The 14,561-nt window shown below is 64.8% G+C and carries 13 protein-coding genes and 2 riboswitches; of the genes, 3 read left to right on the forward strand and 10 right to left on the reverse strand.

The features are described from left to right. Positions 1-22 precede the first annotated feature (22 nt). From atzF to MKD49_RS14350, 7 genes are all read right to left on the reverse strand, one after another. The gene (gene atzF, locus MKD49_RS14320; protein WP_252696612.1) at positions 23-1,438 is read right to left on the reverse strand and encodes an allophanate hydrolase; all 1,416 of its coding nucleotides are present in this window, start codon (positions 1,436-1,438) and stop codon (positions 23-25) included. Next, on the reverse strand, positions 1,435-5,058 hold the full coding sequence (gene uca / locus MKD49_RS14325; RefSeq protein ID WP_252696613.1) for an urea carboxylase: 3,624 nt from the start codon (positions 5,056-5,058) through the stop codon (positions 1,435-1,437). Before uca ends, atzF begins: the two co-directional genes overlap by 4 nt. 98 nt (positions 5,059-5,156) lie before the next feature. Further along, entirely contained in the window at positions 5,157-5,792 is a 636-nt protein-coding gene (locus tag MKD49_RS14330; protein WP_121040900.1) for an urea amidolyase associated protein UAAP2, read from the reverse strand. Between the two features lie 15 nt (positions 5,793-5,807). Then, positions 5,808-6,539 carry an urea amidolyase associated protein UAAP1 gene (locus tag MKD49_RS14335; RefSeq protein ID WP_039783237.1) on the reverse strand — a complete coding sequence of 244 codons (732 nt, stop codon included), beginning with the start codon at positions 6,537-6,539 and terminating at the stop codon, positions 5,808-5,810. Position 6,540: 1 nt separating this feature from the next. Continuing rightward, complete coding sequence (locus MKD49_RS14340) at positions 6,541-7,317, reverse strand: ABC transporter ATP-binding protein (RefSeq protein ID WP_034333837.1); 777 nt, start codon at positions 7,315-7,317, stop codon at positions 6,541-6,543. Further along, entirely contained in the window at positions 7,314-8,129 is an 816-nt protein-coding gene (locus MKD49_RS14345; RefSeq protein ID WP_121040906.1) for an ABC transporter permease, read from the reverse strand. Before MKD49_RS14345 ends, MKD49_RS14340 begins: the two co-directional genes overlap by 4 nt. A 148-nt stretch (positions 8,130-8,277) precedes the next feature. After that, positions 8,278-8,378, reverse strand: a riboswitch (guanidine-I (ykkC/yxkD leader). 94 nt (positions 8,379-8,472) lie between these two features. After that, positions 8,473-8,622, reverse strand: a complete 150-nt coding sequence (locus tag MKD49_RS14350) for a hypothetical protein (protein ID WP_252696614.1) — start codon at positions 8,620-8,622, stop codon at positions 8,473-8,475. A 446-nt stretch (positions 8,623-9,068) separates the two neighbouring features. After that, positions 9,069-9,168, forward strand: a riboswitch (guanidine-I (ykkC/yxkD leader). Between the two features lie 67 nt (positions 9,169-9,235). Here MKD49_RS14350 and MKD49_RS14355 point away from each other — a divergent pair. The 3 genes from MKD49_RS14355 (at position 9,236) to MKD49_RS14365 (ending at position 12,155) form a co-directional block, all read left to right on the forward strand. Further along, entirely contained in the window at positions 9,236-10,312 is a 1,077-nt protein-coding gene (locus MKD49_RS14355) for a putative urea ABC transporter substrate-binding protein (protein ID WP_034333841.1), read from the forward strand. A 150-nt stretch (positions 10,313-10,462) separates the two neighbouring features. Next, the gene (locus MKD49_RS14360) at positions 10,463-11,395 is read left to right on the forward strand and encodes a TorF family putative porin (RefSeq protein ID WP_252696615.1); all 933 of its coding nucleotides are present in this window, start codon (positions 10,463-10,465) and stop codon (positions 11,393-11,395) included. 142 nt (positions 11,396-11,537) lie between these two features. Next, complete coding sequence (locus MKD49_RS14365) at positions 11,538-12,155, forward strand: flavin reductase family protein (protein WP_134134333.1); 618 nt, start codon at positions 11,538-11,540, stop codon at positions 12,153-12,155. A 15-nt stretch (positions 12,156-12,170) separates the two neighbouring features. On the opposite strand, the gene MKD49_RS14370 is transcribed toward MKD49_RS14365, so the two are convergent. The 3 genes from MKD49_RS14370 to MKD49_RS14380 form a co-directional block, all read right to left on the reverse strand. Then, positions 12,171-12,614, reverse strand: a complete 444-nt coding sequence (locus MKD49_RS14370) for a MarR family winged helix-turn-helix transcriptional regulator (protein ID WP_034333847.1) — start codon at positions 12,612-12,614, stop codon at positions 12,171-12,173. A gap of 101 nt (positions 12,615-12,715) precedes the next feature. Then, positions 12,716-13,498, reverse strand: a complete 783-nt coding sequence (locus MKD49_RS14375; RefSeq protein ID WP_305882123.1) for an Asp/Glu racemase — start codon at positions 13,496-13,498, stop codon at positions 12,716-12,718. After that, positions 13,495-14,520, reverse strand: coding sequence for a carbon-nitrogen hydrolase family protein (locus MKD49_RS14380; protein ID WP_209533916.1), 1,026 nt, complete (start codon positions 14,518-14,520; stop codon positions 13,495-13,497). Before MKD49_RS14380 ends, MKD49_RS14375 begins: the two co-directional genes overlap by 4 nt. Positions 14,521-14,561 lie beyond the last annotated feature (41 nt).

Here is a 14,561-nt window from a genome sequence, read left to right on the forward strand (position 1 = left end):
CGGCGTCCCTGCCCTCGCTCTTTCAAGCAGCCAGCAGCCGGCTTTCGATGTGACGCTGCCCGGCCAGCGGCCGCCCATGGGCGCGCTGCAGGGCATCGGCCACACCCAGCAGCCTCTGGTCGCTGAAGGCCGGACCGAATACCGTGATGCCCCAGGGCAGGCCGTTCTTCATGAAATTCATGGGCGTGGCCACGGCGGCGTAATCCAGCATGTTCATGAAGTTGGTGTACCAGCCCAGGTCCGAATTGCGCTGCACCGGCTGCTCGCGCAATTCTTCAAGCGTCACCGGGCGCGGATAGGCCGGCGTCACCACGCAATCAACGGTGGCCAGGATGCGGTCGCATTCGGCCTTCAGTTGCTGCAGGCGATATTGCGCGCGGAAGGTATCGACGGCGCTGAACTGCGGCGCCTTGCGCAGCACGTCGCGAATCACCGGCAGGATTTCCTCAGGCCGTTCCTGCAGCAGCGCCTCGATGGTGCTGTAGCGTTCTGCCACCCATGGCCCTTCGTAAAGCAGGCGCGCTGCCTCCAGGAAAGGAGTGAAATCGATGGTCACGGGCACGCCGCCGATGGCCTCCATCTGCTCCAGCGCCTCCACGAACAGGACCGGACTCTCGCTGCAGCCGAGGAATTCCAGCTGGCGCGGCACCCCCACGCGCAAGCCTTTGCGCGGTGGCTGGAAGGCCGCTGCATCGTTCTGCGGCAGGTTGGCGCGGCTGTATTCATCGCGCTCATCGGGCTGCATGGCCTGCGTGCAAAGCGCCAGCAGGTGGCTGGCCTCGGCCGCCGTGGCAGTGAAGAAGGTCACGCAATCCAGCGTGCGGCAGGCGGGGACCACGCCGGCGGTGGAGAGCAAACCCTTGGTCGCCTTCAACCCGACCAGATTGTTCAGGGCGGCGGGAACGCGGCCACTGCCGGCGGTATCGGTGCCCAGTGCAAAACTGCTCAAGCCCAATGCCACCGCCAGCGACGAGCCGGAGGATGAACCGCCGGAAGGATAATCCGGATGCACGCTGTTGCGGCAAGCGCCATAGGGCGAACGCGTGCCGTTGAGGCCGGTGGCGAACTGATCCAGATTGCATTTGCCCACGGGGATCGCGCCCAGTGCGATGAGCTGCGCCACCAGCGTGGCGCTCTCGCGCGGCACGTAGCTGAAGGCCGGACAGGCGGCCGTAGTGGGGATGCCGGCCAGGTCGATGTTGTCCTTGATCGAGAACGGCACGCCATACAAGGGCAGGCTGTGCGGGGATTGCCCTTCCAGTGCCTGCAGGTAGGGCTCGGTTTCCTCCTCGCTCAACAGGTGGATGTAGAGCCGGTATTGCGGGTTGAGCGCGATGGCACTCTCACGCAGGCGGCCGATCACGGCGCGCGGCGACAGGCTGCCATCACGATAGGCCGCCGTGAGCGCATCGATGCGCAGGTCAAAGGAATGGATCATGCGGCCTCCTCTTCAGTGTTTTCCATGACCAGCACGCACTGTCCCGCGCGCACCGGACTACCCGGCTGCACCCGCACTTCGGCGACGAGGCCGGCCTCAGGCGCGGTGATGTTGATTTCCATCTTCATCGACTCCAGGATCATCAGCAGCTCACCCTGCGCCACACGCTGGCCGGGGCTGACCTTGACCTGCCAGAGGTTGCCGGCAATCGGAGCATCCACGGACAATTGGCCCGCCTGCAGCGGCTGGTGATCTTGCACGATGGCGCTGCTCTCCTCGCTCTCGTAGTTGGCCTGGCCGCTGGCGATCCAGCGCTGGCGTTCGGCATCGAAGGCGGCCTGCTGGTGCTGGCGGAAGGCGGCAATCCCTTCGGCTTCGCGCTGCAGGAAATCCTGGTAGTCCGCCAGGTTCAGCTGGGTCTCTTCGATGCCGACGACGAAGCGGCCCAGCGGGAAATCGCGGCGGATGGTCTGCAATTCTTCGGCCGTGACCGGATAGAAACGAATCTGGTCAAAGAAGCGCAGCAACCACGGCTTGCCCCGGAAGGCGGCGACCTCGCGATAGCGGTTCCACATCTGCAGCGTGCGGCCCACGAACTGGTAGCCGCCCGGCCCTTCCATGCCATAGATGCACAGGTAGGCGCCGCCGATGCCCACCGAATTCTCGGCAGTCCATGTGCGCGCCGGGTTGTACTTGGTGGTGACCAGGCGATGGCGCGGGTCCAGCGGTGTCGCCACCGGCGCGCCCAGGTAGACGTCGCCCAGGCCCATGACCAGGTAGCTGGCATCGAAGACCGTCTCGCGCACTGCACCGATGTCCTTGAGGTCGTTGATGCGGCGGATGAATTCAAGATTGCTGGGACACCAGGGCGCATCCTTGCGCACCGTCGTCATGTATTTTTCGATGGCGAGCTGGCAGGCCGGATCATCCCAGGACAAAGGCAGATGTACGATACGCGACGAAACCGTCAGGTTTTGGCGAGCGCAGACGGCGTCCCACAATCCGGCGATGGTTTCCAGCAGCCTTGGCAAGGGCAGCGCTTCCGGCTGGTAATGCACCTGCAGCGAACGAATGCCGGGGGTCAGGTCGATCACGCCGGGCAAGGCCTGTTCTTCCAGCGCCGCGATCAGGGCGTGCACACGGAAACGCAGCACCAGGTCCAGTTGCGGGCTGCCCACTTCCAGCAGCAGGTTGGCATCGCCCGACAGGCGCGCCACCAGGCGTTGTTCATCCTGGCCCAGGTCCAGCACGATGGGTGAGGCCAGCGGTGCCGGCGACCAGTCCACCGCTTGCGCCTGCAGGCTGGCGATGCCGGCATGCGCTGCCAGAGCGATGCGGCGTGCCGTGCTCACGTCCACCGGAATGAAGCGGACCTTGTCGCCCGCCTTGATCTGGCCGATCTGCCAGAGATCGGCCTCGATCACCGTGACCGGGCAGACAAAGCCGCCCAGGCTGGGGCCATCCGGCCCGAGGATCACCGGCATGTCGCCGGTGAAATCGACGGCACCCACGGCATAGGGATTGTCATGGATGTTGGAGGGATGCAGCCCGGCTTCGCCGCCGCTGTCGCGCACCCATTCCGGTTTGGGACCGATCAGGCGCACGCCGGTGCGGCTGGAATTGAAATGGACTTCCCAGTCGGTGGCGAAGAAGGTCTCCATGTAGGCCGGCGTAAAATACTCCGGCGCACCATGCGGACCATAGATCACGCGGACCTGCCGCACCGTCTCCAGCGCAGGATACAGATCGGCCGGCAAGACCTGGCCGGCCGCGGGCATCTCATCGCTGGCCAGCGGCAGCAGATGCAGGATGTCGCCACTGGCCAGCGCGCGGCCCGCGTGGCCACCGAACTGGCCCAGCGTGAAGGTGCTGCGGCTACCGAGATAGGCCGGAACCTGCACGCCACCGCGCACGGCCAAGTAACTGCGCGCACCGGCCCCGCTGATGGTACCGAGCTTCAAGGTACTGCCGGCCGCAATGTGCAGCACGGTGGCCATTGGCTGGGCCACGCCATCGAGCAGCACCGGGATCACGGCACCGGTCACCACCACGCTGGCGGCGGTATTGAAGCGCAATACCGGACCCATCATCGTCACTTCCAATCCGGCCGCATCCTCGGCATTGCCCAGCAGACGATTGCCCAGCCGCAAGGCGCGCTCATCCATCGGGCCGGAGGGCGGCACACCGACCGCCCAGTATCCGATGCGGCCGGGATGATCCTGCACCGTGGTCTGGGTGCCGGGCGACAGCACCTCCACGGTATCGGCGCGATAAACCAGATGTTCCAGGCAGCGCGTCCATGGCTGGCCGCTGGCGAACGGGACATCGTCGAGGATCTGGCGCAGGTAGTGCTGGTTGGTCTCCACGCCGTACAGCGCGGTCTCGCGCAGCGCGGAATTGAGCGCCACACGGGCTGCCTCGCGGGTGGGCTGCCAGCTGATGAGCTTGGCGATCATGGGATCGAAATACGGCGGGATCTCGCATCCGGCCTCGACCCAGGTATCGATGCGCAACGCCTGTCCATCGGCGTCCGGAAAACCGACGGCGGTCAGCAGGCCCGGGCAAGGCTGGAACTGGCGGCCCGGGTCTTCCGCATACAGGCGCGCCTGGATCGCATGGCCACGCGGCTGCAGACCGGCCGCCAATTGCGCCAGCGGCGGCAGGCCGCCAGCGGCCAGCTCGATCATCCAGCGCACCAGGTCCACGCCCCAGACCTGTTCGGTCACGCCATGTTCCACCTGCAGGCGCGTATTGACTTCGAGGAAGTAGAACTGCCCGGCCAGGCTGTCATAGACGAACTCCACCGTGCCGGCGCTGCGGTAGTTCACCGCCTTGGCCAGCTTGATGGCCGCCGCGCACAGGGCGTCGGCCATGCCCTCGGGCAGGTTGGGAGCCGGAGTTTCCTCCAGCACCTTTTGATTGCGTCGCTGTACCGAGCAGTCACGCACACCCAATGCGATCACCTCGCCTTGGCCATCCCCGAAGACCTGCACTTCCAGATGGCGGGCGCGCTCGATGTATTTCTCGATGAAGACGCCGGCGTCGCTGAAATTGTTCTGGCCCAGGCGACGCACCGAATCGAAGGCATCGCCCAGTTCGGCATCGCTGCGGCAGACGCGCATGCCGATGCCGCCACCGCCTGCCGTGCTCTTCAGCATCACCGGATAGCCGACACGGGATGCAGCGGCCAGCGCATCATCGATGCTCTCCAGCAGGTCGGTGCCTTCCAGCATCGGCACGCCCTGTTCGCGTGCCAGTGCACGCGCGGTGTGCTTGAGTCCGAAGATGCGCAACTGCGGCGGCGTCGGGCCGACGAAGGCAATGCCGGCCGCTTCGCAGGCTTCGGCGAAGGCGGCATTTTCGGAGAGGAAGCCATAGCCCGGGTGGATGGCTTGCGCGCCGCTGTCGCGGGCGGCGGCCAGGATCTTGTCCACGGCAAGATAGGTCTGGGCGGCCGGTCCTTCTCCCAGCGAGATGGCGCGGTCGGCCTGCAAGACGTGCAGGCTGCCGAGGTCAGCTTCGGAATAGACGCACACGCCGGTCACGTCCAGCGTGCGCAAGGTGCGCAGGATACGGCAGGCAATGGCGCCGCGATTGGCGATGAGCAAGTGGTCAAACATGGAATGGGCCTGGAAATCCGGGTCGTCCCGTGATTCGAAAAACCGGCTCGCGGTCGTCCGCGAGCGGTGCACTACTGCGGTCGTTCAAGCGGTGCGGATCAGTCCCACACCAGCACTTCGGCCGCCGTGGGGTTCCAGCCGTTGCAGGGATTGTTGAGCTGCGGGCAGTTGGAGATCAGCACGATGAGATCCTGCTCGGCGCGCAGCTCCACGTACTTGCCGGCGGCCGAAATGCCATCCTCGAAAGTGAGACCGCCCTCGGGGGTGACCGGCACGTTCATGAAGAAGTTGATGTTGGCGCCGATGTCGCGCTTGTTGAGGCGGCCATCGTGCAAACAGGCACAGAGGAAATTGTCGCGGCAGCTGTGCATGTAGCGTTTGTCCAGCGCATAGCGCACGGTATTGCTCTCCTGCGCGCAGGCCCCGCCCAGCGTGTCATGGCGGCCGCAGGTATCGGCCACGATGGTGGCCAGTGCGCGGCCCAGGTTGGAATACAGCACGCTGCCCGCACCCAGGTAGGCGCGATTCTGGCGGCGCAGGGTGCGCTGGGGATCGTAGCGTTCACGCGGATTGGCGGCGCTGTAGAACAGCGTATCGATGGCCTGGTTGCCTTCCAGGTCCAGCAGGCGCACGGTCTGCCCGGCGCCAAGGTTGAAGAGATAGGGTTCGCCGGCCGGGATCACGTGACGGAACACGGCTTGTTCGGGGGCGCGCTGGCTTTCGATGATGTGCATGTGAGTCTCCCTGCTTCACAGATGGAAGCGTTCGGTGTTGTGGAAGGCGCGCTCGTTCTCGGGGCGAGAATGGCGGCAGGCATGGGTGCTGTCGTCGCTGTGCGTCTGCAGCCACGCCAGCCGGACCGGGCGCGGCGCGTAGTGCGGATGCGGGTCCATCGGATGCTGCAGGGCGGTCAGGATGATGAGCGTGTCCATCGGCGCGGCCAGTTCGATGAAGTCACCCGCCTTGGAATTGCCGGGCACGAAGTGGAAAACGCCCTCGGCATCCACGTTCACGCGCGAGAACAGGTTCACCACCATCAGCAGGTCCTGCAGGTCGAGGTTCCACTTGCCCATTTCCACCAGCAGGTTGTCGGCGCCGTTGCGATGGAATCCGTTGCGCAATTCCTGGTAGCGGCCCTGGCCGTATTTCTCGCGCACCTCCTCGGCATTGAGCACGCCGCCGAAACTGTCATGCCAGCCGCAGGTGTCTTCGGTGATGGCCGCCAGCACGCGGCCCATGTCGGAGTACAGGCAGTGGCCGGCCTGCAGGCGCGCGGTGTGCTGGCCCTTGAGAGTGTCGGGCAGATTCAGGCGTTCGCTGGGCTGCTGGGCGTTCAGCATCATCATGCTGACGTTGGCGCCGCCTTCGATGTCGGTGATGCGCAGCGATTGCCCGCGCTTGAGGATGAAGGACGTATGGCCGCCGCCGGGCAGCAGTTCTTCGTAGAGTCTGGCCTGCAGGGCCAGGGGATCCTTGCTCATGTCAGCTTTCCTTTGCAGTGAGGAGGGAGGCCAGCTTGTCCGCCTGTTCGCGGGCACGGGCCTCGTTGAGGGCGATGTCGTAAGTGATGTGGGCCCCGTAGGCCTGCGGGTATTGCGGATCGACGCGCACCTTGTCGAACACCAGCAAGCGCGTGCCCAAGGTGAAACCTTCGGAGAGGTCATGGGTGACCATGAAGACGGTCAGGCCGCTGTCCTTCCACAGGTCCAGCAGCAGCGCATGCATTTCCTTGCGGATGCCCGGATCGAGGGCACCGAAGGGTTCATCCAGCAGCAGCACGCGCGGGCGCACGATGAGCGCCTGGGCAATCGCCAGCCGCTGCTGCATGCCGCCCGACAGGCTGCTGGGATACAGGTCCAGCGCGTGGCCGAGACCTACGCGATGCAGCAGCTGCGCCGCCTCTTCACGGGCGCGCCGCTTGGCACCGCCGAAGAGGCGACCCAGCAAGGGCGAGCGCGGCAGCTCCAGGCCGATGGCCACGTTGTCCAGCACGTTCAGGTGCGGGAACACGGAGTAACGCTGGAACACCACGCCGCGCGTGGCATCGGGCTCGGCCGGGAAGGGCTGGCCCTGCAGCAGCAGCTGGCCCTTGCTGGGACGCTCCTGCCCCAGCAGCAGGCGCAGGAAGGTCGACTTGCCACAGCCGGAAGCACCGACCAGGGTGCAGAACTGGCCTTCTTCCACGCGCAGGTTGAGGCGCTCCAGGACCACGTTCTGGCCGTATTGCTGCCACACGTTGCGGATCTCGATGTAGCTCATGCGCGGCCTCCTTCAGCCCATGGGAAGAAGCGGCGGTGGATGGCGCGCAGCAGCCAGTCCATCAGCCACGCCAGCAGCGTGATCCAGACCACGTAAGGCAGGATCACGTCCATGGCCAGATAGCGGCGCACGAGGAAGATGCGATAGCCCAAACCAGCCGTTGCCGAAATCGCTTCCGCAGAAATGAGAAACAGCCACGCCGCCCCCAGCGACAGGCGCAGCGAGACCAGCAGGCGTGCCAGCATCTGCGGCAGGGCCACGCGCAGCACAACGGTCCAGCTGTTGGCGCCGAGTGTCTGCGCCTTGATCAGCAGTTCGGCGGGGATGGCGCGGCCGGTGTGTTCGAGATCACGCGCCAGCAAGGGCGTGACGCCGATGACGATCAACATCACCTTGGACAATTCATCCAGCCCCATGACGATGAAGAGAATCGGCAGGATCGCCAGCGGCGGCACCATCGAGATTACGGTCAGCAGCGGCGAGAATCCTGCGCGCAGCACCGGGAAGATGCCGTTGGCGATGCCCAGCACCAGCCCGGCCACGGCCGCGATGCCCAGGCCCAGCAGCACGCGCTGCAGGCTGGCCAGGGTGTCGCTCCAGAACAGGTAGTCGCCGGTGCGCGGGTCTTCCATGAAGGCCATGTGACGGACCGCATCGACCATCTGCGCGAGGCTGGGCAGGAGCTTGTCATTGGGATTGTCGGCCAGGCGCGTGGCCGAGCCGAAGGCGTACAGCAGCGCCAGGATGAGGAAGGGCAGGAGCGTCAGCAGCCACTGCCCGGAGCGGCCGGGATGGCGATTCAGGAAACGCATGGCGCGCCTCCCTGTGGCAAGGACCGAGGCAGGGACGGACGCAGCACGCGGGCTGCGGGATGGAACCTGGGGTGGCGAACAGCGATCACGGGAAACTCCGGTCGGGGTTGAACAAAAGCAGGAGCAGCGCGGCACCTGTGGTGCAACTCTCTCCCGGGCTTTTGTCCCGCCGTGTAACCTCGACCGAGGTCGCCGGCTCTCGGACCAGTCATCTGCCTGCGGCAGACCGGAACCCTAGCCAGCTATTTGAACGTCTTGTGCAGCCGTCGGATGATCAGGTCATTGTCAGATCATCGGTGCGGGCTGCTCTGCATGTCATTGGATTTCAGCAAATTCCATACCATCAGCGCGCACGGCGCAGCCAGCGCACCGCATGCGCAAGCACTTCAATGAGCAGCAATGAAGTGCGCATGCGGCCACAGAGCGGCAGGGCCTGTGCGGCCTCGCTGGAAAAGGCGAAGGGAAAAACGGCAGTGTCGTGAGATCGGGTCATGGGCATGGTCTGCTCCTGCGAACATGGCCTGGCCGTCCAGGGATGGTTGCCGCCGCCACGCGTGATGCATGCGCTTCATTTGCTTCGGCCCAAGTCGTCTTGGCTCGCCCTCGGCGAGAACGACAATCTTGCATGCAAGATCCAGACCAGCCCTGCATGCCCTTGCGCACCCGGCGCAAACCCGCACCTGCACTGGTTCGCAGCCAATCACGTGAAACTTCGCGGATCACCGGAGCGCAAGCATGGTGCAAACCGGCACCGATTTGGCGCGCGCACGATGCGCCAGCATCGCTCACGTGTGACGCAGCGAATGGCGCGTTGAACCGTTCGCTATTAATAGCGAAAACCGGCATCCCGCATCATCGACATCGCATCCGGGCATTGGCATGAACCTTGCTGAAAAGCGAGCGGGAGCCGGCGAGTCCGGTCTTGAGTCAGCACAATTTGCAATGGACAGCTAGGGTTCCGGTTCGCTGGTGCGGATGTCTGGTCCGAGAGCAGTCGACCTCGCAAGGGGTTACACGGCGGGAGAAAAGCCCGGGAGATGACGCGTTCGCAACGACCGCGCCGCTCCCGGGCTTTTTTCCAATAAACCCTTCGAGGACCCTACGCCGTGTACAACATTTCCCGAATCCTTGGTGGCGCTGCCATCGCCCTGGCCGCCTTCACGGGCGCGCTTTCATCGGCCCACGCCGCCCCCCGCACCGACTTCAAGGTCTGTACCTCCATCTATGCCGGCTGGATGCCCTGGGGCGAAGCTCAGGCACAAGGCATCCTGGCCAAGTGGGGCAAGAAGTACGGCATCACCATCAGTGCCGTGCAGTTGAACGACTACGTGGAGTCGATCAACCAGTACACCGCCGGCAAGTTCGACGGCTGCACCATGACCAACATGGATGCGCTCACCATTCCCGCCGCCGGTGGCGTGGACTCCACTGCCCTGATCGTGGGCGACTATTCCAACGGCAACGATGGCATCGTGCTCAAGGGGAAGAACAAGAAGCTGGCCGACATCAAGGGCCAGTCGGTGCAGCTGGTGGAATTCTCGGTCTCGCATTACCTGCTGGCGCGCGCGCTGGAAACGGCCGGCCTGCGCGAGCGTGACGTCAAGGTAGTCAACACCAGCGATGCCGACATCACTGCCGCCTTCGCCACCCCGGCCGTCACCAGCACGGTGACCTGGAACCCGATGCTGTCCTCGATTGCGGCTTCGCCCGATGTGTCGCTGGTCTACACCTCCAAGCAGCTGCCCGGCGAAATCATGGACCTGATGGTGGTCAACACAAAAACCCTGCAGGAGAACCCCGCCTTCGGCAAGGCCCTCACCGGTGCCTGGTACGAGATGATGGCCATCATGACCGCCAAGGATGAGCGCGCCACGCGCGCGCTGACCGCCATGGGCAAGGCTTCCGGCACCGACCTGGCGGGCTTCCAGTCGCAGCTGGCGGCTACCGCCATGTTCTACCAGCCCAAGGCGGCGCTGGAATTCGCCACCAAGAAGGAGCTGCCGGCCATCATGGGCCGCATCGCCAAGTTCAGCTTTGACCACGGCATCCTCGGTCCCAACGTCAAGAGCGCAGATGGCATCGGCGTCGCCTTCGACGGCAACGTGGTGATCGGCGACAAGAAGAACGTCAAGCTGCGCTTCGATCCGGCCTACATGAAGATGGCGGCCGACGGAAAACTTTAAGTTTTTCGCGCGCACGCACGCGCAACGTCACCACCACAACAGCATCACCCACTGTCTTGCGCGGGTCCGGCAACGGACCCGCCGGGGCCTGCTCGTCCCTTGCTTTCACACTGATCCACGCTGATTCCAGACCAACCCACGGAGAGAACCTTGACTACCTACGCCACTTCCCTGTCGCGCCTTTGCAGCCTCGGCACCTGCGTTGCCGCCCTCACTACCCTGCTGGCCTGCGCTCCGGCGCTGGCTGATGATGCCGCACCGGCGGCGGCCCCCGCCGGCCCGTGGACCATCACCAAACACATCGACCTGGCCTCGCGCTATGTACTGCGCGGTGTCACCACCACCTACGGCAACGGCCAGCCACTGGGCAATCCCGGAGCCGACGCGCCCGAATCGGACCAGGCCGCGCTGCAATGGGGCATCGACTTCGTCCACAGCAGCGGCTGGAGCTTCGGCTACTGGGCCTCGACCATCAATTATTCGTACAAGCAGCTGGGCAATTCCTACAGCGATCGCAGCATCACCGAATTCCAGAAACCGCGTTCGGTGGAAAACGATTTCTACTTCGCCTACGCCGGCAACATCAGCGGCCACCTCGGCTATACCCTGGGCATGACCGGCTACTACTACGCCAACGGCAGCCATGCCAATGCGCTGGAAACCAAGGCCGGCCTGACCTGGGGCGCGCTGTCCTTCAATGCGCAGACGCTGCTCAACGACGTGGTCTGGGGCAACAAGGGCGATACCTACTGGACCCTGGTCTACACCAAGCCGCTGCCCTACGACATCACCTTCACCGGCACGCTGGGCGCCTACACCTACAGCCGCGAGGGCAAGTATCTCGGCACCCGCGACACCGCCACCGGTGCCTCCTGCGGGGCGGGCCAGGCCTTCGTGGTCAATGGCTGCTTCGCCGGCAACAGCCCCAGCAGCGGCGGCCTGCGCCACCTGACGCTGGGCCTGTCGGCACCCTTCCCCGACTCTTCCATCACCTGGTCGCTGCAGGCCATCCTTGGCGGCTACAACCGCTTTGACGTCAAGCAGGGCAACCAGCTGGTGGGCATGCTGAGCTGGGGCTTCTGAACCGGGTAGCCATTCACAGTCCAGGCAGCGCGGTGACCGTCCGTATCTGGCAGCTTTGATGCGGCGGTCCCCCTGCCTGGACGGCAGGCGCGACATAATACGGTTTCCATCCGTATCCGGCAGCGCTTGCCCGCATATCGCAATGAGCCCACTCTTTCACCGCTATGAACCGCGCCACGGCCACGGCCTGGCGCACGATCCCATCCCGTCCATCCTGGGTCCGCGCCCGATCGGCTGGATCTCCACCCTCAATGCCGAGGGCCGTCCCAACCTGGCGCCCTACAGCTTCTTCAACATCTTCAACTACCGGCCACCCATCGTCGCCTTCGCCAGCGTCGGCAAGAAGGACAGCGTGCGCAATGCCGAGGCCACCGGCGAATTCGTCTACAACCTGGCCACGCGGGCGCTGGCCGGGCAGGTCAACCAGAGCAGCCTGGAACAAAGCGAAGTCAATGAATTCGAGCTGGCCGGACTGACGCCGGTAACGGGCTTGGTGGTGGCCGCACCGCGCGTGGGCGAGAGCCCGGTGGCGATGGAATGCAAGGTGACGCAGATCCAGCCGCTGACCACGCTGGAGGGCCGCACGCTGGACACCTGGATGGTCTACGGAGAAGTGGTGGCGGTGCACATCGACCAGTCGCTGCTGGTCGATGGCGTCTACGATACGGCAGCGGCGCAGCACATCCTGCGCGGCGGCGGACCGGCGGATTACTTCGAGGTGCTGCCGCAGGGCCGGTTCCAGATGCGGCGGCCCAAGTAAGCGCTGCGCGCCAGGTCAGCGCTGCGGACGATAGCGCGTGATGATTTCCTGCAGGAGTTCCTTGAGCATCTCCACCTTCTGCGGATTCATCGAGGCCAGCACCTCGCGCTCGTGCTGCTCGGCCAGTTCGATCAGGCCCGAGACCAGCCTGCGGCCATTGCGCGTGACCCGCACCAGCGTGAAGCGACGATCGTCCTGGCTGGTGGTGCGCTCGACATGGCCCTGCGCTTCCAGCCGCAACAGCAGCCGCGTGACCGTGGGCTGCTTGCTCACCGCCGCATCGGCCAGGGCCGAGATGCTCATGCCGCCGTTGCTGGCCAGAATCGACAGTACGCGCCATTCCAGCACCGACAGGCCGTGTGCTTCCACCACCGCATGAAACTGGGTCGACAACAGCTGCCAGGCTTGCCCCAGCAGAGCCGGCAGGTAGTTGTCGACGAATGCCTTTGACTTTGCCATTCCCCTCGCTGCCTCTTCTTCTGAAAGCAGCAAGGATACCCCGTCCCCGGGCGCAATGGGGAGACCCATGGCCTCCCCGGACGGGGCTTTCTTGACCCCGCTCAATAGCGCCCCGACAGGAGCGCGCCAAAACCCGGCACGGCGGTACTCAACTCCAGCCGCTTGAGCATCATGTAGGTGGTGGCCACCGAGGAAGACAGCACCGGCAGGCCGACGCGATCCTCAATGGCCTGCACCGAGGCCAGCGAAGGCATCTGCACGCAGGCCGAGGCCACGACGCCATCCACGCCCCGGGTGTCGAGACGCTTGGTGATCTCGATGGGTGCACGCGGATCCTGGCGGCCGACTTCCAGATTGTCCGGAATTTCCAGCGAGATGCTGTCGACCACTTCGATGCCTTCGTTCTCGATGTAATCGATCACCAGTTGCGTGAGCGGCTTCATGTAGGGCGTGAGGATGGATACCTTCTTGGCACCGATGGCATGCAGGCCGTCGACCAGCGCACCGGCGCTGGTCACCACCGGAGCCGGGCCGCCATTGTCCACGGTGCGCTGGTGCAGGCGCTGCTCGGAGACGCGGTGATAGCCGCGCCCCATGCTCATGATGGCCACCAGGCAGGCATAGCCGAGCACATCCACCCGCGCATCCGACAATTCCAGCGCGCAGCGGTCGCTGTCGCCATCCATGGCGGCCAGCTCTTCCTTGGTGACGTGCTTCATGCGCATGCGGCTGGAGTGGAAAGTGAAACGCTCCGGCAGGATCAGTTCACGCGCACGCAGGATGGCCGGGATCTCGGTCTCCATGGTGGTATTGGACGAAGGCACGATCTGCCCGATGCGATAGCTGCGGGCACTGTCGGCGGCTTGGCTGACTTTCGTGGTCATGGGCGATCCTTTTGAATTTCCGCCACGGCCTCGACCGGCACTTCATCCATGACAGCGTCGCCATCGGAGAAATGCGCAGCCTGCAAGGGCTGGCGATTGACGTTGAGATTGAAGACATCGAAGCGGTTGTAGTGGCCGGTGATGTCGTGCATCTGGCGCGGCTGGATGCAGCGCGACAGATCGATGTCGGCATAGACGATGCCTTCCTCGTCGATCAGCGGGCTGCCGATCACCCGCCCATCCGGACCCAGCACGCCGGAGAAGGCGCTGTTGCGGCGTGACAGCAGCGCGCGGGCCTGCGGGTGGCTGGCTTCCATGGCCTGGATGATCTCTTCCGAGACGGTCGAGCAGGACACGATGGTGAACACCTTGCCCTCGAAACAGTGGGCCGCTGCACGCACCTTGATGGCCTCGGCCATGTCGTAGTCGGCCGGGGCGACCGGCAGCGCAATGTAGCTGGCCACGTGCACCAGCTCGCCCTGTGCCAGCAGCGAGAAGCGCGCCAGGGTATTGGTGTTTTCTCCACAGGCCAGCGCACCGAGCGGACCGATGCTGGTCTGGTGCACGCGCAGGCCCGACGCATCGCCCGGGGCCCAGGTCAGCTTCTCGGCCCAGGTCGGCACCAGCTTGCGATGGCGGCCGATGATGCGGCCATCGTCGGCGATGGTGACGACGGTGTTGTAGATCGTGCCGATGCCGTGGCGGTTGCGTTCGTTCACGCCCACCACCACGTTGATCTGGTGGCGCGCAGCCGCCTGCGCGATCTTGCTGATCTCGGGACCGGGGATCTCGATGGCCGAACGCACCAGGCGTTCGAACCAGCTGCTGCCCTCGATCGGGTTCATGATCCAGCTCCAGTAGGGATAGCCGGCCACGAACACTTCCGGGAAAGCCACCAGCTTTGCACCATGGCCGGCGGCTTCGGCGATCAGCGCCACCACCTTGTCCACCGTGGCATCGGTATCGAGGAAGACCGGGGCCGCCTGGACGGCCGCGGCCTTGAAACGTTGAAGTTCGAGCATGTCAGTTCCTTGGTGAGAGAACGGCGACCTGCATGGCAGAC

The sequence above is a fragment of the Herbaspirillum sp. WGmk3 genome, from assembly GCF_023952535.1.
Classification (GTDB): Bacteria; Pseudomonadota; Gammaproteobacteria; order Burkholderiales; family Burkholderiaceae_D; genus Herbaspirillum; species Herbaspirillum huttiense.

Bases quoted from the DNA above. Each gene is read 5' to 3' on its own strand.
- atzF (WP_252696612.1), bottom strand. From the start codon at position 1,438: ATGATCCATTCCTTTGACCTGCGCATCGATGCGCTCACGGCGGCCTAT.
- uca (WP_252696613.1), bottom strand. From the start codon at position 5,058: ATGTTTGACCACTTGCTCATCGCCAATCGCGGCGCCATTGCCTGCCGT.
- MKD49_RS14330 (WP_121040900.1), bottom strand. From the start codon at position 5,792: ATGCACATCATCGAAAGCCAGCGCGCCCCCGAACAAGCCGTGTTCCGT.
- MKD49_RS14335 (WP_039783237.1), bottom strand. From the start codon at position 6,539: ATGAGCAAGGATCCCCTGGCCCTGCAGGCCAGACTCTACGAAGAACTG.
- MKD49_RS14340 (WP_034333837.1), bottom strand. From the start codon at position 7,317: ATGAGCTACATCGAGATCCGCAACGTGTGGCAGCAATACGGCCAGAAC.
- MKD49_RS14345 (WP_121040906.1), bottom strand. From the start codon at position 8,129: ATGCGTTTCCTGAATCGCCATCCCGGCCGCTCCGGGCAGTGGCTGCTG.
- MKD49_RS14350 (WP_252696614.1), bottom strand. From the start codon at position 8,622: ATGACCCGATCTCACGACACTGCCGTTTTTCCCTTCGCCTTTTCCAGC.
- MKD49_RS14365 (WP_134134333.1), top strand. From the start codon at position 11,538: ATGAGCCCACTCTTTCACCGCTATGAACCGCGCCACGGCCACGGCCTG.
- MKD49_RS14370 (WP_034333847.1), bottom strand. From the start codon at position 12,614: ATGGCAAAGTCAAAGGCATTCGTCGACAACTACCTGCCGGCTCTGCTG.
- MKD49_RS14375 (WP_305882123.1), bottom strand. From the start codon at position 13,498: ATGACCACGAAAGTCAGCCAAGCCGCCGACAGTGCCCGCAGCTATCGC.
- MKD49_RS14380 (WP_209533916.1), bottom strand. From the start codon at position 14,520: ATGCTCGAACTTCAACGTTTCAAGGCCGCGGCCGTCCAGGCGGCCCCG.